Here is a 19,377-nt window from a genome sequence, read left to right as displayed (position 1 = left end):
TGCGCTTCGCGCACCGCTCGTTGAAAAACGTGGGCGAAAAAGGCCGGTCGCTCGCGTTGCTCGCGACCGGTGAACCGGCGGCAGAGCCGCCGGATGCTCAAGTTACCCGCCGAACTCCTCGATGAGCGCCGGCACCACGTCGAAGAGGTCGTCGACGATGCCAATACCACCTTTTTCGGCCTCGGGTGCGCTTCGCGCACCGCTCGTTGAAAAACGTGGGCGAAAAAGGCCGGTCGCTCGCGTTGCTCGCGACCGGTGAACCGGCGGCAGAGCCGCCGGATGCTCAAGTTACCCGCCGAACTCCTCGATGAGCGCCGGCACCACGTCGAAGAGGTCGTCGACGATGCCAATACCACCTTTTTCGGCCTCGGGTGCGCTTCGCGCACCGCTCGTTGAAAAACGTGGGCGAAAAAGGCCGGTCGCTCGCGTTGCTCGCGACCGGTGAACCGGCGGCAGAGCCGCCGGATGCTCAAGTTACCCGCCGAACTCCTCGATGAGCGCCGGCACCACGTCGAAGAGGTCGTCGACGATGCCGTAGTCGGCGATGTCGAAGATGGGCGCGTTGGGGTCGGTGTTGATGGCGACGATGGTGTCGGCGCCCTTCATCCCGGCGACGTGCTGGACGGCCCCGGAGATGCCGACGGCGATGTAGACGTCCGGCGTGACCACCTTCCCCGACTGGCCGACCTGGCGGTCCTTCTCCAGCCAGCCGTTGTCGATGAGCGGCCGGGAGGCCGACACCGTCGCGTCCAGCGCCTCGGCCAGGTCGAACACGAGGTCGAGGTTCTCCTCCTCGCCGATGCCGCGCCCGACCGAGACCAGCACGTCGGCGTCGGTGATGTCGACGTCGCCGCCACCGACCTCCTCGAAGCCGGTGACAGTCGAGCGGACCGCCGACTCGTCGACGTCGACCTCGAAGGGCTCGACGGACGAGCCGTTGACGCCCTCCGCGGCGGGCCACTCGCCGGGTCGGACCGTCAGCGCGGCCGCCTCGGCGTGGACGTCGATGGTCGTCTCGGTCTTGGACCCGTACAGCTCGCGGGTCGCGGTCAGTCGCTCGCCGTAGTCGACGTCGACCACGTCGGTCACCAGCGGCAGGCCCAGGTCGCTGGCGACAGCGGGGGCGTAGTCGAGGCCGTTGACCGTGTTTGGCATCACCACCAGCGACGGGTCGAGGGCCTCGGCCAGTTGGGTCACCGCCTGGACGTAGACGTCGTGGTTGAACTCCTCGCCCTCGTCGACGGTGTAGACCGTCTCGACGCCCTCGCGGTCGAGTTTCCGACCGAACGTCTCCACGTCGCCGCCGATTACGACGGTGTGGTGCTCGTCTCCCGTCTCCTCGGCGAGCAGGCGGCCGACGCTGAGCAGTTCGAGGCTCACCGGCCGGAGCTCGCCGCGGCGGTGCTCGGCGACGGTCAGTACCGTCATCAGTTCGCCACCCCCGCCTCACGGAGGACCGCGGCCAGTTCGCCGGCCGTCTCTTCGGCGCTCCCCTCGAAGACCGTCGCGTCGCTCTCGCTGGTGGGTTCGTACAGCGACGTCTGTTCGAGCGGGCTCTCGATGTCGGCCGGCGACAGGCCGACGTCCTCGAGGGACTTCACAGCCAGTTCCTTGCTCTGGGCCTGACGAATCCCCCTGAGACTGGCGTACCGCGGGTCGTTGATGCCGGTCTGGATGGTCAGAACGGCGGGCAACTGGACGTCGGCCAGCTCCTCGATGCCGCCCTCTAACTCGCGGTGGACGGCGGCGACGCCGGCCTCGCGGTCCAGCTCCAGGTCGTTGACGACGGCGGCCCACTCGAAGCCCAGTCGCTCGGCCAGGGTCACCCCGGTCGCACCGAAGCCGTCGTCGGCCGACTGCACGCCCGTGAGCACGAGGTCCGGGTCCTCCTCGGCGGCGACGGCCTCGACGACGCGGGCCTTGGTCGCCGGGTCGAGCAATCCGGCCTCGACCAGCGTGTCGTCCCAGACCCGCACCGCGCGGTCGGCCCCCTTCGCCAGCGCCTGGCGGATCGTCTCCTCGCTCTCCTCGGGGCCCACCGTCACCGTCACGACCTCGACGTCCTCGTCGGCGGCCTCCTGTATCTGGACGGCCTCCTCGACGGCGTACTCGTCCCACTCGTTGAGGTCGTGTGTGACGTACCGGTCGTCGATCCCGAGTCCGTCGATCTCGAACTCGTCGTCGACGACCGCGACCTGCTTGACTGTGACAAGAATTTTCATACCACGACCTGGTACCGGACGGCGAATAAACGTTTCCGAACCAGAAACCACCGGCGAGTCGTTTACGCTGTGACTACCCCGCGTACCCGCTCAGCTCCCTGCTATATGCCACCGCGTGTCGGGATCCGGATACGGGCACGCTCGACACCGCCGGCAGCGTCGTCGCGGGCGTCGTCGCCACGCTCGTCCCGGGCGCGGTGACGCTCGCGCCCCTCCCGGTAGTGGGCCTCGCGACGGCCCGGAGCGTGGGCACCGGCCTCCAGACCTGGGCCTTCGCCGGCCCGTTCGTGCTGGCCGTCGGCCTCGGCGGGGCGACCACCGGATAGTTGCTGAACGCGACCCGGGTCCGAAGCGGTCTGCTCGGCGGCCTGGGCTTGCTCTCGGGCGGGGTCGTCGGCGCCGCCGGTGGCGTCGACGGGGGCGCGTCTCGAGTCGGTTCGCCCCATGAGTGTCGTCGACTGTCCCGCGGACGCTCGCCAGCCTAATCGTCGGCTTCTACGAACCGGCCGCTTACGTGTCCGAACACGCTATAGCGGTTCGGACTGGCTCGCGGTTCCACCGCTCGCCTGTACCGAGTGTCCTGCGGACACTCGCTCGCCTAATCGTCCGCTTCGGCCTCCGGCTCCTCGCCGGCCACGAACTCCCCGAGGCCGTCGATGGGGCGGTCGGGATTGAGGCTGTCCAGTTCCTCCGGCGCGCCCAGCTGGGCCTCCGTCTCCTCGGGGTCCCGCAGCTTCGTCCGGCCGCGGTGGACGGTGACCTCGTCGTCGAGGTGGAGCCGAATCGCCTCGAGCAGCGCGTCGGCCTCGAGCGGCTGGCCGAGCTGCTGGAGCTCTTCCTCCGAGGCGTCGTCGGGGACGTTGAAGGCCCGCTGGGTGATGATGGGCCCCTGGTCCAAGTCCGTCGTCACGTAGTGGGCGGTGACGCCGGCGATGCGGACGCCCTCCTCGATGGCCTGCATGTAGGCGGAGGCACCGGGGAACGCCGGCAGCAGACTGGGATGGACGTTGATGATGCGGCTCTCGTAGCGGAAGACCACGTCCGGCGAGAGGATGCGCATGTAGCGGGCCAGCACGATGAGGTCGGCGTCGTACTCGGCGAGCAACTCGAGCAGTTCCGCCTCGTCGGGGGTCCCCTTCTCGTCGCCGATGTCGTGGAAGGGGACGTCGTACTTCGCGGCCAGGGGTTCGAGGTCGCTGTGGTTGCCGATGACCACCTCGATGTCGGCCCCCAGGTCGCCGTTGGCCCAGGACTCGAACAGGGCTTCGAGACAGTGGGATTCCTTCGTGACGAGGACGGCGATGGACTGGGTCTCGCGGTCCGCAGGGAACCGGACCTGGATGTCGACGTCGAGCTCGTCCCCGAGCTCGGTCAGGTCCTCGCGGAGTTTCTCCTCCGTCGTCACCATCTCGGCGGTGTCGACGTGCATGGTCATCCGGAAGACGCCCTCCCGGACGGCCTGGTCTAGGTCCTCGATGTTGATGCCCCGTTCGAACAGGAGGGAGGTGACCTCCGCGATGAGCCCCGTGTCGTCGTCGCCGACGACGGTTATCTCGGTCAGGTTCCGGGTCACGCCCACCACCTCCGGCGCTCGATGTGTTTCATTGGCGCTCTGTTGGTCGTGCCCCAAGCAAAAGGCTTCGTTTTCCTGCAGTGGCAGCACAACTATTACGCTCGAGTGTTTCCCGTGCAGTGTGAGCGAGCACCACCCGACCGTGGTCTGTGCCGACCCGGACGACGCTGCACGGGCGGCGACGCTCGAGGCGCTGGCCGGCGCGGACCTGGACGTCGTCGGCGCGGCCACCGTCGCGGATGTCGACGCGGCCGTCGACGAGTCAGTCGACTGCGTGGTCACGGCCTTTTCGTTCCCGGACGGGGACGCCTTCGACGTCGTCGATGCGGTCCGACTGGCACACGACGACTGTGTCTGTATCCTCTTTACCGACGAGTCGCCGTCCGATCTGCCCAGGGGCCGGCCGGACCAGGTCGTCGAGTACGTCCCGCGGTCGATTCCCGCTGCCCGCGAGCGACTCGCCGACGTCGTCGCGCTCGCGGCCGCCGAGTCGACCCACGCCGCGTTCCCCGTCCCGGACCGGGAGGCCGATCGCCTCGCGGCCGTCCGCGAGTACGACGTCGAGGCGCTCGCCGCCGAGGAGACGTTCGAGCGCCTCACGGCGCTGATGACGACGCACTTCGACATCGACGTTGCCTTCGTGGGACTCGTCGACGAACACGAGGAGCGGTTCGTCGCCTGCGAGGGGGCCAACTGGCGGACGCTGGCCCGCGAGGACTCCATCTGTACGCACACCATCCTCTCCGATGAGGTGACCGTGGTCGACGACACGCACGAGGACCCTCGCTTTGCCGCCAACGACCGACTCGACGACCTCGACATCCGCTCGTACGCCGGGGCCCGGATAACCGACGAGGCGGGCAATGCCCTGGGCGCGGTCTGCTGTATCGACGACGAGCCCCGCTCGTACACGGCCGCCGAGCGGGCCGACATCCGGCGATTCGCCGACGAAGTCGAAGAACAGCTGTCGCTGCGCCGCCGACTCGGTGCCGGGGTGACGTGAGATGGGTCAGCGTCACGACGGCCGGTATACGTTCGCGGGGACGCCGCTGAACCCCGTCGACCCAGGTACCAACATCCTGGTCGCCGGGCCGATCCTCGATGGCACCCGCGAGGCGGCGCTGCGGTTGCTCGCGGCCGACTCGGCCGACGGCATCGTCGTCGTCGCCGCCGACACGAGTGCCGGCGAGATCCTGGCGGGATTCGACGCGCTGGGCTGTGACGTCTCCGGCGGCCGGGTCCGGGTCGTCGACTGCAACCGGGCGGACGACGAGGCACTCGGCGAGTCCGTCACGGCGGTGACGTCGCCCGCCGACCTCACGGGTATCGGCATCGAGTACTCCGGGCAGTACGAGGAGATGTACGCCCGGGGCTACGACGCCGTCAGGACGGGCATCTACACGCTGACGCCGCTGCTGGTGTTCAGCGAGGACGTTCGCTCGGTCTTCCGGTTCGTGAACATCGTCACCAGCCGCGTCCGGACCGCCGACGGCCTGAGCGTCTGTGTCATCGACCCCGAGGCACACGACGACCAGGTCGTCGGCAGCATCGCCCAGTCGTTCGACGGTCGGATCGACGTCCGCGGCGGGGACGACGGGCCGGAGATCCGGGTACAGGGCCTCCCCGACCAACCGACCGAGTGGACGCCGATGGGATAACACAAGCGTTTTCTCCGCCCCACGCCCGCTTGCGTGTAATGACCGTCTACACCGCAACGGTGACCGTCCGACTCAAACGGGGCGTTCTGGACCCCGAGGCCGAGACGACCCAGCACTCGCTCGAACGGCTGGGCTTCGAGCTCGAGGACCTCCGGTCTGCGGACCAGTTCGAGCTCGACATCGACGCCGCGTCGGCCGACGAGGCCGCCGACCGGGCCGCGGAGATGGCCGAACGCCTGCTCGCGAACCCGACCATCCACGACTACGACGTGGAGGTCGACCAGGCCGAATGACGATCGCAGTGATCCAATTCGGCGGCTCGAACTGCGACCGCGACTCGGTCCGGGCGCTGGCGTCGCTGGGCTTCGACGCCGAACTCGTCTGGCACGAGGACGGGCTGCCAGATTCCGTCGAGGGTATCATGCTCCCCGGCGGCTTCTCCTACGGCGACTACCTCCGGGCCGGCGCGATGGCCGCTCGCTCGCCCATCATGCAGGACGTCAAGGACGCTGCCGAGGACGGCATTCCGGTGCTCGGCGTCTGTAACGGCGCGCAGATCGGGTGTGAGTCGTCGCTGACCCTGGCGTGTTCACCACCAACGAGAGCGCCCGGTTCCAGTGTGAACACGTCCACCTGCGCGTGGAGAACGCGGACACGCCGTGGACCAACCACTACGAGGAAGGCGACGTGGTCGAACTCCCCATCGCTCACGGCGAGGGCCGCTACGAGATCACCGACGAGCGCCTCGCGGACCTGGAGGCCGAGGACCGCATCCTCTTCCGGTACTGCGACGCGGACGGTGCGGTAACGTCCGAGGCCAACCCCAACGGCTCGAAACACGCCGTCGCGGGCGTCACCGGCGCGGGCGACCACGTCGCGGTCATGATGCCCCACCCCGAGCGGGCGTCTCTCGAAGACCTGGGGCGCACCGACGGGCAGGGCGTGCTCGAAGGCTTCGCGGAGTAAGGACCCACTCGCTGCTGTTCTCTCCCGCGACCGAGCGACGGGAGCAACGCTCATCGTCGTTCCGTCCCGCTCGAACCCCGAGGCGCGGCGATGCCGTCGCTCACCGCGTGGAATCCAAAGGGAGATGGATGGGAACGGGGCCATCTGGAGCGTGTGACGGTCCCGGCGGCCCCTACGACACGGTAGACCCCCTGATCACAAAAGGGCCATCCAACCGGAGTGAAAGTGAAAGTGGTCCGCTCGAACGCCCGACGGCGCCGACACTTACTTTTCGATAGTTGGCGTACTGTCACCTATGGACACCGATAGCGCGACCACACAGGAGTCCGTCAGGGTCTGGCTGGTCGAACGGACCTACTCCGACGACGAGCAGAACCTCATCATCCTCACCTACGCGACGCCGGACGGCCGGCGTGACTTCCGGAAGGAGCGGGCGCTGACCTCCTACACCGGCGACCACCGGGAGACACCAGTCTCGATGGCCGTCTCGCCGGACAACCTCGGGGTCGTCGACGACGCCGAGACGCGCGAGCGCTACGCCGTCGAGGCCGACCGGATGCAAGAGAAACACGACCTCGACGACGTGCTCTGACGCGAGCCGAAAAGCCAGTCCTCAGCGCGCCAGCGGCAGCGAGTAGCCCTTTTCGCGTTCCATCACGGCCTCCCACGTCGCCTCGCACTCACAGGACACCTGCTCGAAGACCGTCTCGTCCTGCCGCAGGTCGAAGTCCTTGATGGCTCGCTGGACACGGTCGTCACACTCGCCGCAGTTGTGCGGGCCGCGGTCGCTCCCGTGGCCGACGGGATCCGAGACGACGATGACGTCCTCACCGTCAGACGAGTCTGACGAGCCTCCGGTCGCTCCGCTCCCGGAGACGTCGGCGGTCGATTCCAGCACCTCGGCGACCGACCAGAGCCACGGCGGGCGGTAGCCGCCGTCGTGGTACAGTTCCTCGACCATCGTGTAGCGCTGGACGTTGCAGGGGTTCATCGAGACGGTGTGACAGCCGGAAACGGCGGCACACTTCCGCACGGAGCGTTTCATGTCCGCGACGGCCTCCGACTCGGTGAGGAAGGGGGGCTTCATCAGGAGATAGGCCTTCACGCCGGCACCGGCCTCTCGGGCGGCCTCGCAGGCGTCTTCGAAGTCGGCGAAGTCGAAGTACTTGTTCACCGAGTCGTGGCGCACGCGGTCCGTTGCCGTCTCCAGCCCCACGGCCACGTCGGTCTCGAGGCCCACGTCGACGAAGTCGCCGACGCGGTCGGCCTGCACGAAGTCCGGCAGCGACTCGACGACGATGCGCTCGCGGTCGGCGAACGTCTCGGCGATGGCCTGCCGGGTCTCGGCCGGCACCTCGCGCTCGTCGAGGAAGGACCCGGAGGTGTATATCTTGACGAGGCCCGACTCGGCGTCGGCGTTCTCTGCCTCGTGGTCCAGACAGTGCTGGATCTGGGCCATCAAATCCTCGTGGGCGACGCTGCCGCCCTCGACGGACTCGGCGACGTAGCCACACATCGTACACCCGCCGGCGCGGGCCCACCGGCAGCCGCCGGTGTTGAGGATGATCGTCAGGCTCTGGTACACCCCGTCGGGCGTGTTGTCCTCGTCGAGCCAGACCCGGGTCGGCTCCCGGGGGTCGTAGGTCGAGTCGTTGCGCGACCGAATCTCGCGCATCACCGCGTTGTGGGCGTCCATGCCCTTGCCCTGCTCGTAGCCGTCGGGACTGGGCTTGCTCATTGGGCAGGGGTAGCCGACGGGCGCGTAAATCGGCTTCGTTACCCGTCGTCAGCCCGGCCGCTCGAAGGCGAGGAGACGGTCGCCGATACTGGCGTAGGCGACCCCGTCGAGCCCCGCGACGTCGAAGACGTTGTCCCCCGGCCGGTAAACCGCTAGCGGGTCGCCCGACTGCTCGTCGACGGCGAACAGGCTCGTGAAGTCGGCCTTCTCGGGCGTGATGGCCTCCGCGACGACCATCTGCTCCGTCGCGCCGGCCGGCCAGCCGTTGTTCGACGGCGTCTCGTAGCGGAACCGACGGCCACCCTCCGGCAGCGAGAAGGCGTCGACGGCGTTGGTCATCGCGGCGGCGCGTGCGTACAGCGTCTCCCCGTCGGGTGCCAGCAGCGGCCACTGGCTGTAGCCGTCGACGTGCCAGGCGACGGTCCCGTCTGCCTCGACAGCGACCGTCTCCTCGCCGAGTCCGTACAGCACGTCGCCGTCGGCCAGGAACTCCTCGACCAGCCGGCGCTTCTGCCACCGTTCGGTGCCGTCGGGGGCGAACGCACGGAGCATCGACCCGTCGCCGTCCGCGACTGCGGTGACGACTGTCTCACCGACCGAGACCACGGCTCGGGCGCTCCCGGTCGATTCCGCCCAGCGCTCGTTCCCGTCCAGACCGAGCATCGTGAGTCCCGACGCCGACGCGACGCCTACGCCGCCGGCCGCGGTGGTTGCCGCCTCGACCGTGGTGAACTCCGCCGTCCAGCGCACGTCGCCGCTCGCGGCGTCGATTCCGTAGACGACCGTCGTCAGCGGCTCGTCCGGCGTCTCGTGTGTGGCGTCGGGATGGTAGAACTCGAGGCCACCGGCGACGACGGTGCCGTCCCGGACGCCCGCGACTGCCAGTTCCCGCTCGCGCTGGAGCGACCAGCGTTCGTCGCCCGTCGCCGGGTCCAGGGCGTGCAGGCTGGTCCACGACTCGCCTTCGGTCTGTGTCTCGCCCGTGACGACGTAGAGCGAACCGTCGCCGAACGTGAGACTCCACTTGTCGCGGGCGTTCGTCTGTCGGAGGTGGGTGCTGGTGAGCGCCCCGCCGGGGAACTGGGTCTGCCAGTGGAACGATCGCCCCGCAGTGTCGAGTCGCGCGACGGCCGATCGACCGTCATCGTCTCCGAGCGTCGCGTAGAGGGCCCCGTCGTGTTCGGTCAGCGCCAGGATGGAGCCAAAACTGGGGTCGAAGGACCACGCGGGCGTCCACGTTCGCAGGCCACTCGACGCTTCGGTCGGATCTTCGTCCGGCGTCGGTGCGCCGGTGTCCGATTCGGTGGGTCGCTCCGTCGCGGTCGGTGACGTCGACGGTTCGTCGGTCACAGTGTCGGTCGGCTCGCCGTCGGTCTGACAGCCCGTTACCGGCACGCACGCGAGACCTGTTATGGCGAGGAACTGCCGCCGGGAGATCATACTACGTCTACCCTCGCCGACACAAAGGGGCTACCGGGGGCTCAGTTTCGCTTTGAGCGACCCCAGCACCGCGGCCCCCGCGAGTACCGCACCGACGGCGTTCGCCAGGACGTCCGCGCCGCTGGTTCCCCGGGAGGGGACGAAGCCCTGCAGGACCTCGACACCTGCCCCGTAGCCGATGGCGACGAGGACGACCGCGGTGACGCCGGCCACGTCCTGGCTCTGTCGTCCCCGTGCCAGCAACCCGGTGAGAACGCCGTAACTGACCGCGTGGACCCACTTGTCCAGACCGACGCCCAGCAGCGTCGGCACTGCCGTGTCACCATTCGCCGGTATCGGCACCAGCGAAGTGACGAGCAAGAGGAGTGCGAACCCGGCCGCCGGAATCCACCGGCGAATTGCCGACCGATCCATACTGAGGGATGGCCGTCGCGCCGAATAAACGGAGCGGTGCGCAGAGCGCGCCGTGTCGACAGCCATCGGACCCGACGCCGACGTTCCCACTCACTTCCACGTCCCGATGGATTTATTCGCTCCACAGCGAAGAACCGATACATGAACGACGAGTCCGGGGCGGCGGTCCTCGAAGACCGCCCCGAGCTGCAATCCGCTGCGGAGGCGGTCCTCGTCGTCGACGAGGAGGCCGATGGCTGGGACTTCGACGACGTCCCCGTCGACTCGGGGCTCTTCGGCGAACTCGTCTCTGAGGGCGTCGTCGAGAAGGTACACGGCCAGTACCGCGTCGCCGACCCGCAGGCAGTCCGAGCGGTCCTGAACGGGGAACCTGCCGCCGAAGCTGGTTCCGGGTCGCGAGCCCTCTCCGACTCGTTTCCCTCGCTCACAGACCTCGAATTCGAGTCGCGAGCCGTGGGCCTTCTGGTGGCCGCGCTGGCCGTCGTCGCCGTGGCCCGTGCCTACGTCGTCGGCTCGATATACCGCGGCGGCGACATCGTCCTCTCGGGGAACGACCCGTACTTCTACCGGTATCACGTCGAACAGGTCGCCGCCCAGGCCGGGAGCGCGGCCGACTTCGGCGCGCTCTCCGCAATGCCCGGCGGCCTCGTCCAGGGCGAACCGCTGATGGTCGCGACCCTCTGGTGGGTCGCCAGTCTCTTCGGCGGGAGCACCGAGGCCATCGGACACGTGCTCGCGTGGTACCCGGTGCTCTCGGCGCTCGTCTCTGCCGTCTTGCTCTACGCCCTCGCGCTTCGGGTGACGAACGACCGTCGTGTCGGCCTGGCCTCCGTGCTCTTCCTGGCGTTCATCCCCGGCCACGCGTTCCGCACCAGCCTCGGGTTCGCCGACCATCACGCCTTCGACTACCCGTGGCTCGGCCTGACGACGCTGGCGCTCGTGGTCTTGCTAACGGCCGACGTAGACAGAGACTCGCTACGCACACCGGGACGCTGGTTCGCAGCCGGTGGACTCGGACTCGGTCTGGCCGGACAGGTCCTCGCCTGGGAGGCCGGGCCGCTACTGATTCTGCCAGTCGGTATCGCTCTGACCGGGAAGACGATTCTCGACGTCGCGGCCGACCGCTCGTCGCTCCGCACGAACGCCCCGGTCCTCGCAGGGACGACGCTCGGGGCCATCCTCGCCTGGGGTGTCCACGCGATTGCTGGGTGGCAGACAACACTCGTCGCATCGACGCCGGCACTGTTGACCGTCGGTATACTGGCGGTCTCGCTGACCGCCGCGGTCGTCCGTCAGATGGGCGGCACCACGAGACAACTGGCCGGAATCGACGTCGGCCTGGGTATCGTCGGGTTCCTCGTGCTCCGTTTCGGTCTCCCGGCACAGTGGGCGACCGTACAGGGTCGTCTCGATACGCTCTTTCGCTCGGACGCCATCGCCGAGACGTACGGCCTCTTCAACGCCGATTCCTTCGGCTTCCTGCTCCTGTTTGGCTTCACGCTCGTTCTCTCGCTCCCCGCGATGGGCTGGGGCGTCCAGCAAGCACGTGAGGGGTCGCTCGGGTGGCTCGTCGCCAGCAGTTACGCGTGGTTCTTGTTCGGACTCGCGACCATTCAGGTGCGCTTCGTCGGCGAACTGGCCACCTTCGCGGCGCTTTTCACCGGCGTCGCGTTCGTGTGGGTGGCGTCGTGGATCGACCTCGCACGGCCGCTTTCGACTGACGGCGGTCGAGACGTCGTCGACGTAATCGTCCCGGAGACGCGGACGCTCGGCGCGCTGGTCGTCCTCTTCCTGCTGTTTGGCGGGTTCGGCATGTTGCAGGTCCCGGTCAAGACGAGCCAGGTGGTCATCGAGGACGGCACCTACGAGGCGGCGAGTGCGATCGAGACGAACGCTGCCGAGCGCGAACTCGAATACAATCAGAACTACGTCCTCAGCCGGTGGGGGCAAAACCGCATGTACAACTACTTCGTGAACGGCGAAGCGGAAAGTTACGCCTATGCTCGGAGCAACTACCCGCAGTTTCTCAGTTCCCAGTCACCAGCGGGCGTCTACGACCGTCATTCGGGCCGGGTCGGCTACGTGGCCACGACCGACGGGCCCGACCTGCCGGCCGAGACGATGTACGGCCGGATGCACAACGCCATGGGCAGTCGAAACGGCGAGGTCAGTGGCCTTGGACACTTCCAGCCCGTCTACGCCAGCGAGAGCGGGAGCCACAAGGCGTTCGCACTGGTCCCTGGGGCCACCGTTCGCGGGACCGCCGCGGCGAACACCACGGTGACGCTCACAACTGACGTCAGCGTCTCCGGGACGTCGTTCGAGTACGAGCGCCAGACGACGGCGAACGCGACGGGTGCGTTCGCGGTGACCGTCGCGAACCCCGGGACCTACACCGTCACGATTCGGGACGGCGAGACCCGCGAGGTCGACGTCTCGCAGGCAGCGGTCTACGACGGCCAGAACGTGACGGTCGGATAGCCGTTCACTACTGCTCCTCGACGTGGCGCATCTGGACGGCGATACCACGCGTCGAGTCGCGCATCTCCGGCCCGCTCATCTGGGCGCGGCCGACGCCGAAGGCGGCGTCGCCCCGCACGATCACGTCGTCGCCGACGCGGATGTCGTCGCTGGCGTCGGTGATGCCGGGCGCGAGGACCGATCCGTGGGGCACGAACGGTTCGATGTCGACGACCTTCGCGGGAACGTCGCTCTCGATCCAGCGGCGGGCGCCGGCGACCGTCAGCGAGAGGACGCCGTACTGCTGGGCGAGCGCGGCCAGCTGCTCGCCGTCTGGGCTGTCGGCCCGTAACTGGGGATAGCGGCCCGCCGTCTGGATGTCGTCGAAGAGCGCGTCGCCAGCGCCCTCGCCGAACTGGTAGTCCGCGACGGCGCGGACGGTGTTGGCCTCGCGGGTGGACTTCCGGTATGTGTCCCACCCCTCGAGTTCGGCGGCGAGGTTCCCCAGCGAGTCGGCCGTCGTCGGGTGGTCGGCGACGGTGTAGGTGAACTCGAGGCCCAGCGACGCCTCGACGCGCTCACAGATGTCGCGGTACCCCTCGCCGGGGACGTGCGCGATGATCTCGGGGTAGTCGGCGTCTTCGAGATACCGCTCCAGGACGGTGCTGACGAACTCGATCTCGTTTGCGCTCCAGTTGCCGGTCACCACCGAGTCGTAGTGCTGTGCGGGGTAGGTGAGTTCGAGCTCCTGCGGGACGACACCGATGGGGGAGGTCATCGACACCATGTGCGCGCGCCAGTGGACGGCGTCGTGGTACTGCTCGTGGCTCTGGGAGTCGCTGTAGGGCTTGCGCGCCGAACAGGGGACGAGCACGAGCGGTCGGTCGTCGAACCGGGGGACGTAGCGCTCGGTGACGCGCTCGGCGAAGCGCTGGATCTCGACCCGGCGGATGGCGTCCTCGGTGGCCGCCGAGAGCTGTGCGCGGCGGATGAGCGGGGTGCGCTGCTCGACGTAGCCGTACTGCTGGTCGAGCAGGCGGACAGTCGCCGTGAGCCAGTTGTCCTGGCGGGCCTGGCCCTCGACGTAGTCGCGGAGGCGGCCGTCGCGGACGCGGCGCCGGACGCGTCGGAGTTCCGCAGCCAGCGCGTTGACGTTGTGTTCGACGCAGTCCTGGGGGTCGAACTCGTCGCGGGGCACCTGACAGGCCGGACACGCACAGGGGAGTTCCTCGAGGTCCTCGAGGAAGTACGCCTCGTCGGTGGTGAGATAGCGTCCCTCGGTCCCGCGGACGACCGCTCGGTCCGGGTCCACCAGGTCCACACCGGCGTAGACCAGCGTCGCGACGTTGCGTGGGGTGGCGACGCCGGGCAGGTAGAGCGCCGTGTCGCTGGGCGTCGCCTCGCGGACGGCCGTGACGGCGCCGACGAAGGCTTCGCCGTGGCCGACGTAGCCCGGGGCCCCCGAGAGAACGGTGACGTCGGCCGGGTGCTGACCCGCAGTCTGTGGTGACACCACCGCCGCGCTGGGGAACTCGATGTCGGGGTAGTCGCCGGCGAAGGCGTCGGCCACCTCGTCGGGCGTCCCGGCCGGCAGGCCGCGGTAGGGGAGCACCGTCACCGCGCTGTCGTCGCCCTCCGGCGTTGGGTTGTCCTGGGCCCAGAGACTCCCACCGTCGCGAAGCAGGGTGTGGACGGCATCCGGCGTGTCCGCGTCCACGTCGCCCACCAGCGCCGGCGTCGTCACGGACTCGGCGAGGCGAAGTTCGCCCAGTCGCGCGGCGGCGTCGCGCTCGTGGACCTCGAAGTAGTCGGTCATGGGGTAGCGTCGGCCGCGGGCGAGTAACTATCTTGCTCTTCGGCGATTGCCCGTGCATGGTCGAGTGGCTATCGGACTTCTGCCTGGCACACGGACGCCTGGGCTTTTCGCCGTCGCAGCCGAACGGGTACACATGGTCGGGTCACGGACGCTGACGGCACTCGTCGGCCTCGGGGGCAGTCTCGCGGTCACGGTGGCGCTGTGGTGGTCCTTCGACACCCTGCTCGTCTTCCTGCTCGTACCGTTCGTTCCGTTCCTGTTCAGGGGGCTGGGACGCGAGGAGACGCGGCCGGTTCGCGAGTGTCCCCGCTGTGGGTTCCGGTCGACCGTCGAGGAGCACGACTACTGCCCGCGAGACGGGAGCCGGCTCGAACCGGCGGCATCGCAGTGACAGCGGTGTGGAAAAAGCAATATCCCCGGCCCGAGACTACTGCTCACATGGGTAACGAACGTACTCTGGTAAAGGACATCATGACCACGCCGTTAGAGACCATCTCGCCGGACGCGAAAGTCGTCGAGGCGGCCGCTGTGATGCGCGACATGGACATCAGCGCGCTGCTCGTGACGACCGCGCCGCCCTCCATCATCACGAGCACGGACGTCCTGGACGCCGTCGCCGAGGGGATGGACACCGACGACCTGCTGGTCTCGGATTTGATGACCGAACACGTAGAGACCGTCCCGCCGGACCTCCCGCTGGGCGAGACGGCGGCGATGATGACCAACTTCGGCATCAATCACCTCCCGGTCGTCGACGACGACTACATCGGGATGGTCTCCTCGTCGGACATCACGAAGCAGCTGCACTGAGTACGACGGTCAGTCCGGCCGTTCGGCCACCAGCACGCCGACCTGCCCGGCGACCATCTCGACGGCCGTGATGGCGTAGCCGGCGTCGGTCAAGGCGTCCGCGAGCACGCCGACGGTCGCGGGGTCGTCGACCTCGGGGCTGTAGAACGGCTCGTCGGGGTCCGGGTGCCCGAAGAACATCACGTCGCCGAGGACGATTTTCCGGGGTCCGAGGCCGGCGATGACGTCGATGGCCCCGCGCTTCTCGTCGTCGCCGAGGTGGTGCATCGCGAAGTTCGAGGTGACGATATCGACGTCCACGCCGTCGGGGACCTGCGGGTCGCGGAAGCGCCCATCGCCGAAGGCGACGTTCTCGATGCCAGCGTCGGCGGCTTTCTCGCGGGCTCTCTCGAGCATCCCCTTGCTGATGTCACGCCCGATGACCTCGCCGGCGACCCCGGCGACGGCGAGCGCGATAGCGCCCGTCCCGGTGCCGAGATCCAGCACCACGTCGTCGGAACGGGGGTCGGCGTGGGCCACGACGAGGTCGGCACAGGCGCGGTACTCGGGGAGTCGGCTCTCGTCGTAGTCGGCGGCGTGTTCGGAGAAGCGCTCGGCGTGTTCCTCGAGGGACTTCTTCATGCCCAGCGGTACGGCGGCGCGATACAAGTCGGTGCTGGCTCACCCGTGGCGGCGTGAAGAAGCCAGCGTCACTCGGTGAGTGGAGGGCCGAGGTCAGTCTCGTGGGGGCGACAGCAGGGTAGTGTACTTGTCGGCCGCATTCGCCGCGGGCTCGGCGCGGGCGGTCTCGTTCGTCGCTGTCTCGGCGCCGGCCGTCGCCTCCGCACCGCCGGGCGTCATGCCGCCGACGGCCTCACCGGGGCCGTCGTTCGCCTCGCCAGCGGACGAACTGATGTCTCGAAACCGCCCCCGTGGTGGCCCCGTTCAGAGGTCGTACTGGTCACGGACTAGGTGGGCCAGGCCGCGTTCCTCGAGGCGATCCATCGGCGCGAGCATGTTCAACTGGACGACGCCGGGCAGGCGTCCGATCTCGACGCCGCCGGTGAACGTACAGCGGGTCCGGACCTCGCCCTCGGACATGTCCAGCAGCGTCCCGGCGCGGTCGAAGGCGTTGTCGGTCGCGTCGTTGACCGTCGCGCCGGAGCCGACGACCTGGATGGGGCCCATGTCGGTCTCGACGTCGACGCCGTACTGCTCGCCCAGCGCCTCGCCGGCCGCGACGTCGGCGTCGCTGTACGGCTGGGCGATGTGCGGGAGGTCCGCCTGATTGGGGAGGAGGATTGGCCCGTCGATGTCGAGGTCCTTGACGACCTCGACGTCGAACTCGGTGTGGCCGCTGACGTCGGTGGTGTGCAGCGCCAGTTCCCCGTCGCCCTGGTTGGCGTGCATGTCGCCGACGTAGATGCCCCCGCCGTCGACCTTGACCGGGCAGATCAGCACCGCACCCTCGCGGACGGCGTTGATGTCCATATGGCCGTCGGTGCGCTGGGCGAGGGCCGTCTCGTCCTCGAGGCCCCACTCGTGGTCGGCGCCGATGAGGAACTGCCCGAAGTCGCCGGCGTTGTGGGAGTCCGGCAGCTCGATCGGTGGCGTCGTCCCGATGTTGCCGATGAACGGGCGGAGGTGCCCGAGTGTCCCCGGCATCTCCGAGGGCTCGTACAGCAGGATGGGGTGTTGCCGGCAGTTCTCGGGCAGCGCCATGTTCTCCCTGGCGTTCTCGGCGAGTTCGTGGGCGGCCTCCTGGTCGACGGTGAGGCCCACCTCGTTCTCGTGGTCGAAGACCGTCGTGATGCCGTACTCGAAGCCGAAGGCCGAAGCGTTCGCGCCACACTCGGCACACCGGATAGCGTCTTCCCCGGTGCCCTCGACGACGCTCTCGGGCAGGGTTCGCCACACTCAGGGCACTTGTGGTCGACGAACGGGTCGCTGCCGAAGGCCCCCTCCCGCTCTTTCATCGACCCGGTGCTGGTCGCGACGCTCGTCATCTCGATGCTGTTGATGTGGATGGCGATGGCGTCGCCGACCTCAGCACCGTCGACGCGGATGGGCTTCGTGACCTCGTGGCCGCCGCGGAAGTCCGGTGTGATCATCGGGCCCCAGCAGGCCGGCGGCGTGTGTGTCCTGACGGTCCCGCCGTCGGCCACCGTTCCGGCCCACTCCTGCTCTGGCCCGACCAGGCCCAGCGTGTACTCGTCGACCTCGAGCTCGTTCGTGACTTGTTGTGACATACCACTATATTCTTGTCATTCGACTCAAATAAAGGTGGTCAGCACAGTTACTGCGATTTCAGTACTCACAGATGTACAAGGAGGAAGCCCACGGATCCATCCGTGGGAGGAATCCGACAGAGCTGGCCTGTGGATCGTCTTTCGTTTCTATATCGGTGACAGCTTTTCGGCCATATCTGATATCCAGTACATCGAGGAACCCAACAGCGATCGAGTAATTCAGCACTTTCGACAGCGACAGCCCCCAACGTTCGACTGAATCGCCGGTGCCATCATCGGCCTGGAAATCCGCTCGTGCTACACGATACCCACATCGACCTGCACCCGACTCCCGCTCTGGCGGCTGTTATGTATATAGAGCACCACAAAATCCACGGCCTGATCTTTCCCGCTTCATTGAATACCACACAATAGCGCGTGTATGAAGTTGACAAACACTTTCAAAATTTTTTGATAGTAACAGTATCTGAGAGATCTGGGCGGTCAGCACACTAATATTCGAATATGAGAAATACCGGAAATTTTTTTACTCATGTATTATGATGCTCAACCGCATGTCGGATGATACCACCTCGTTTGGCAGAAAACGGAAACGACGCACGTATCTGAAGAAGGTCGGGGGAGTCGTTGGCGTGTCGATGATGGGGTCTCTGGCAGGATGCGGCGGAGGCAGCGATGGCGGTTCCGGTGGCTCCGGCGGTTCTGACGGGTCGGGCAGCTCTGACGGCGGTGGCGGTTCTGACGGGTCGGGCGGTTCTGACGGCGGCGGCGACGAGACGACCGAACAGAGTGGCTACGACAGGGAGATCGACAAGGCGTTCATGTCCCCGGACAGCCTGAAGATCGACCTCTGGAAGGCCTTCCGAAATGGGATGAAGGAGGCAGCGAACGACTTCGGGATGACCGCAAGCGCCCAGGACCACGGCGGTCAGCTGAGCAAACAGATCTCTCAGATCGAAGGCGCGATCACCAGCGGTGCCGATATGGTGGCGGCAACTGCGCCGAGCGACTCGGGTGTGAAATCGCTCGCCGAAACTGCTGTGGCCTAGGGAGTGCCGTTCTTCGAATACTGGTCGATGGGTAAGTGGCTGGTTCCGGAGTCTGTCGGGCCGGAATTCGTCCAGTACCAGATCCCCGAAACCTACCACGCAGGCGCGATCCCCGCGAAGGTCCTCTTCGAAGAGATGGGCGGGTCGGGGAACGTCGTCGTCATCCTCGGGCCCAAGGGTCACATCGGATCGTACCGCTATGAGGGGTTCAAGCAGGCGGCCGAGGAATATCCCGACATCAACGTGCTGGCACACCAGTACTCCGGTGGGTGGACACGGAAGAAGGGACGCCAGGTCATGTCGGCGTTCGTCTCGAACTACGGCGACGACATCGACGGCGTCTACTGCAACAACGGTACCCTCGGCCTGGGTGCGGCGTCGATCCTCTCGGAGAACGACATGGCGATTCCGTTCACCGGATTCGACGGCGCGCTCTCGAACATCGAGTATCTCAACAACAACGGTCCTGACTCCGGGGAACCGTACCAGGTTCAAGAGCAAGCCGCGCCGCCGTTCTGGCAAGGCGGCTGGGCCGTCGCCAAGGCGTGGGACTGGCTCCACGGGTGGCGGCCCAAGACACCGGAACGGATGCTGTGGGTTCGGACCCTCACGGTCCTCAACCCGGGCTCGATCAGTCGAAGTTCAGCGACCTCGAGACGAGGTTCGCCACGCCGGACCGGTACATGGACGTCGCGTACAGCGACGGTCACTCGCCCTACGATTGGAAGGCGATGTCGGTCCACGAGAGCGGGGACGACTGGGACCCCCAACACGAACTCGTGCCGATCCGAAAATCCGAATGGGAGCAGCTCAAATGGACCGAGGATAACAGGCCGAACAACCTCGATATCCCGGACGCGTACGACGACACGCAGCTGTTCGATCAGGTCGAGGAAGACTACAGGACGCGCAACGAGAACGGCATGAACCCGTATCTCTGACTGCCGCCATTTCGATCTGTTTCAAATTAGTATGCACACCACATTATCGACATCCGAACGCA

The 19,377-nt window shown here is 67.4% G+C and carries 18 protein-coding genes and 3 pseudogenes; 10 read left to right on the top strand and 11 right to left on the bottom strand.

Features of this window, described 5'->3' with window-relative positions; translation table 11 throughout:
- Positions 1–474 precede the first annotated feature (474 nt).
- The 4 genes from P1K88_RS00280 to P1K88_RS00265 all read right to left on the bottom strand — a co-directional run bounded on the left by P1K88_RS00280 (position 475) and on the right by P1K88_RS00265 (position 3,795).
- Complete coding sequence (locus tag P1K88_RS00280; RefSeq protein ID WP_276411581.1) at positions 475–1,428, bottom strand: electron transfer flavoprotein subunit alpha/FixB family protein; 954 nt, start codon at positions 1,426–1,428, stop codon at positions 475–477.
- Positions 1,428–2,222 carry an electron transfer flavoprotein subunit beta/FixA family protein gene (locus P1K88_RS00275; RefSeq protein ID WP_276411640.1) on the bottom strand — a complete coding sequence of 265 codons (795 nt, stop codon included), beginning with the start codon at positions 2,220–2,222 and terminating at the stop codon, positions 1,428–1,430. The genes P1K88_RS00280 and P1K88_RS00275 overlap by 1 nt, the downstream gene beginning before the upstream one ends.
- Positions 2,223–2,323: 101 nt before the next feature.
- The gene (locus P1K88_RS00270; RefSeq protein ID WP_276411579.1) at positions 2,324–2,668 is read right to left on the bottom strand and encodes a hypothetical protein; all 345 of its coding nucleotides are present in this window, start codon (positions 2,666–2,668) and stop codon (positions 2,324–2,326) included.
- Between the two features lie 152 nt (positions 2,669–2,820).
- The gene (locus tag P1K88_RS00265) at positions 2,821–3,795 is read right to left on the bottom strand and encodes a formyltetrahydrofolate deformylase (RefSeq protein ID WP_379786644.1); all 975 of its coding nucleotides are present in this window, start codon (positions 3,793–3,795) and stop codon (positions 2,821–2,823) included.
- A gap of 121 nt (positions 3,796–3,916) precedes the next feature.
- Here P1K88_RS00265 and P1K88_RS00260 point away from each other — a divergent pair, with 121 nt between their 5' ends.
- The 5 genes and pseudogenes from P1K88_RS00260 to P1K88_RS00240 all read left to right on the top strand — a co-directional run bounded on the left by P1K88_RS00260 (position 3,917) and on the right by P1K88_RS00240 (position 7,011).
- Complete coding sequence (locus P1K88_RS00260) at positions 3,917–4,798, top strand: GAF domain-containing protein (RefSeq protein WP_276411578.1); 882 nt, start codon at positions 3,917–3,919, stop codon at positions 4,796–4,798.
- 1 nt (position 4,799) lies between these two features.
- Positions 4,800–5,453 (top strand): DUF7504 family protein, encoded by a 654-nt coding sequence (locus tag P1K88_RS00255; RefSeq protein WP_276411638.1) that lies wholly within the window; start codon positions 4,800–4,802, stop codon positions 5,451–5,453.
- Positions 5,454–5,491: 38 nt separating this feature from the next.
- The gene (gene purS, locus P1K88_RS00250; protein ID WP_276275443.1) at positions 5,492–5,746 is read left to right on the top strand and encodes a phosphoribosylformylglycinamidine synthase subunit PurS; all 255 of its coding nucleotides are present in this window, start codon (positions 5,492–5,494) and stop codon (positions 5,744–5,746) included.
- Positions 5,743–6,419 (top strand): annotated as a pseudogene (purQ, locus tag P1K88_RS00245) (phosphoribosylformylglycinamidine synthase I). The gene purS and the pseudogene purQ overlap by 4 nt, the downstream one beginning before the upstream one ends.
- A 295-nt stretch (positions 6,420–6,714) precedes the next feature.
- Positions 6,715–7,011 (top strand): DUF7967 family protein, encoded by a 297-nt coding sequence (locus P1K88_RS00240; RefSeq protein ID WP_276411570.1) that lies wholly within the window; start codon positions 6,715–6,717, stop codon positions 7,009–7,011.
- A 21-nt stretch (positions 7,012–7,032) separates the two neighbouring features.
- Here P1K88_RS00240 and P1K88_RS00235 read toward each other — a convergent pair whose 3' ends face one another.
- The 3 genes from P1K88_RS00235 to P1K88_RS00225 form a co-directional block, all read right to left on the bottom strand.
- Positions 7,033–8,157: an archaeosine biosynthesis radical SAM protein RaSEA gene (locus P1K88_RS00235; RefSeq protein ID WP_276411568.1), complete on the bottom strand. Its 1,125-nt coding sequence runs from the start codon at positions 8,155–8,157 to the stop codon at positions 7,033–7,035.
- 48 nt (positions 8,158–8,205) lie between these two features.
- Positions 8,206–9,507 carry an outer membrane protein assembly factor BamB family protein gene (locus P1K88_RS00230; protein ID WP_276411566.1) on the bottom strand — a complete coding sequence of 434 codons (1,302 nt, stop codon included), beginning with the start codon at positions 9,505–9,507 and terminating at the stop codon, positions 8,206–8,208.
- A 120-nt stretch (positions 9,508–9,627) separates the two neighbouring features.
- Positions 9,628–10,011, bottom strand: a complete 384-nt coding sequence (locus tag P1K88_RS00225) for a VanZ family protein (protein WP_276411564.1) — start codon at positions 10,009–10,011, stop codon at positions 9,628–9,630.
- 141 nt (positions 10,012–10,152) lie between these two features.
- Here P1K88_RS00225 and P1K88_RS00220 point away from each other — a divergent pair, with 141 nt between their 5' ends.
- The gene (locus P1K88_RS00220) at positions 10,153–12,492 is read left to right on the top strand and encodes an STT3 domain-containing protein (protein WP_276411636.1); all 2,340 of its coding nucleotides are present in this window, start codon (positions 10,153–10,155) and stop codon (positions 12,490–12,492) included.
- 7 nt (positions 12,493–12,499) lie between these two features.
- Here P1K88_RS00220 and arcS read toward each other — a convergent pair whose 3' ends face one another.
- Positions 12,500–14,287: an archaeosine synthase subunit alpha gene (gene arcS / locus P1K88_RS00215; RefSeq protein ID WP_276411558.1), complete on the bottom strand. Its 1,788-nt coding sequence runs from the start codon at positions 14,285–14,287 to the stop codon at positions 12,500–12,502.
- A 133-nt stretch (positions 14,288–14,420) separates the two neighbouring features.
- Between arcS and P1K88_RS00210 the strand changes: the two genes are divergently transcribed.
- Both P1K88_RS00210 and P1K88_RS00205 read left to right on the top strand, forming a co-directional pair.
- Complete coding sequence (locus P1K88_RS00210; protein ID WP_276411556.1) at positions 14,421–14,678, top strand: hypothetical protein; 258 nt, start codon at positions 14,421–14,423, stop codon at positions 14,676–14,678.
- 47 nt (positions 14,679–14,725) lie between these two features.
- On the top strand, positions 14,726–15,097 hold the full coding sequence (locus P1K88_RS00205) for a CBS domain-containing protein (protein ID WP_276411555.1): 372 nt from the start codon (positions 14,726–14,728) through the stop codon (positions 15,095–15,097).
- A gap of 9 nt (positions 15,098–15,106) precedes the next feature.
- Here P1K88_RS00205 and P1K88_RS00200 read toward each other — a convergent pair whose 3' ends face one another.
- The 3 genes and pseudogenes from P1K88_RS00200 to P1K88_RS00190 form a co-directional block, all read right to left on the bottom strand.
- Positions 15,107–15,718 (bottom strand): class I SAM-dependent methyltransferase, encoded by a 612-nt coding sequence (locus P1K88_RS00200; protein WP_276411633.1) that lies wholly within the window; start codon positions 15,716–15,718, stop codon positions 15,107–15,109.
- Between the two features lie 93 nt (positions 15,719–15,811).
- Positions 15,812–15,937, bottom strand: coding sequence for a hypothetical protein (locus P1K88_RS00195; protein ID WP_276411552.1), 126 nt, complete (start codon positions 15,935–15,937; stop codon positions 15,812–15,814).
- 84 nt (positions 15,938–16,021) lie between these two features.
- Positions 16,022–17,325 (bottom strand): annotated as a pseudogene (locus P1K88_RS00190) (acetamidase/formamidase family protein).
- A 539-nt stretch (positions 17,326–17,864) separates the two neighbouring features.
- Here P1K88_RS00190 and P1K88_RS00185 point away from each other — a divergent pair.
- Both P1K88_RS00185 and P1K88_RS00180 read left to right on the top strand, forming a co-directional pair.
- A pseudogene (locus P1K88_RS00185) lies at positions 17,865–18,785 on the top strand (sugar ABC transporter substrate-binding protein); the annotation flags it as partial.
- Positions 18,786–19,057: 272 nt separating this feature from the next.
- On the top strand, positions 19,058–19,315 hold the full coding sequence (locus tag P1K88_RS00180) for a hypothetical protein (protein WP_276414170.1): 258 nt from the start codon (positions 19,058–19,060) through the stop codon (positions 19,313–19,315).
- Positions 19,316–19,377 lie beyond the last annotated feature (62 nt).

The organism is Haloarcula halobia (assembly GCF_029338255.1).
GTDB classification, from domain to species: domain Archaea; phylum Halobacteriota; class Halobacteria; order Halobacteriales; family Haloarculaceae; genus Haloarcula; species Haloarcula halobia.
This window is presented reverse-complemented; position numbering and strand designations above follow the sequence as displayed.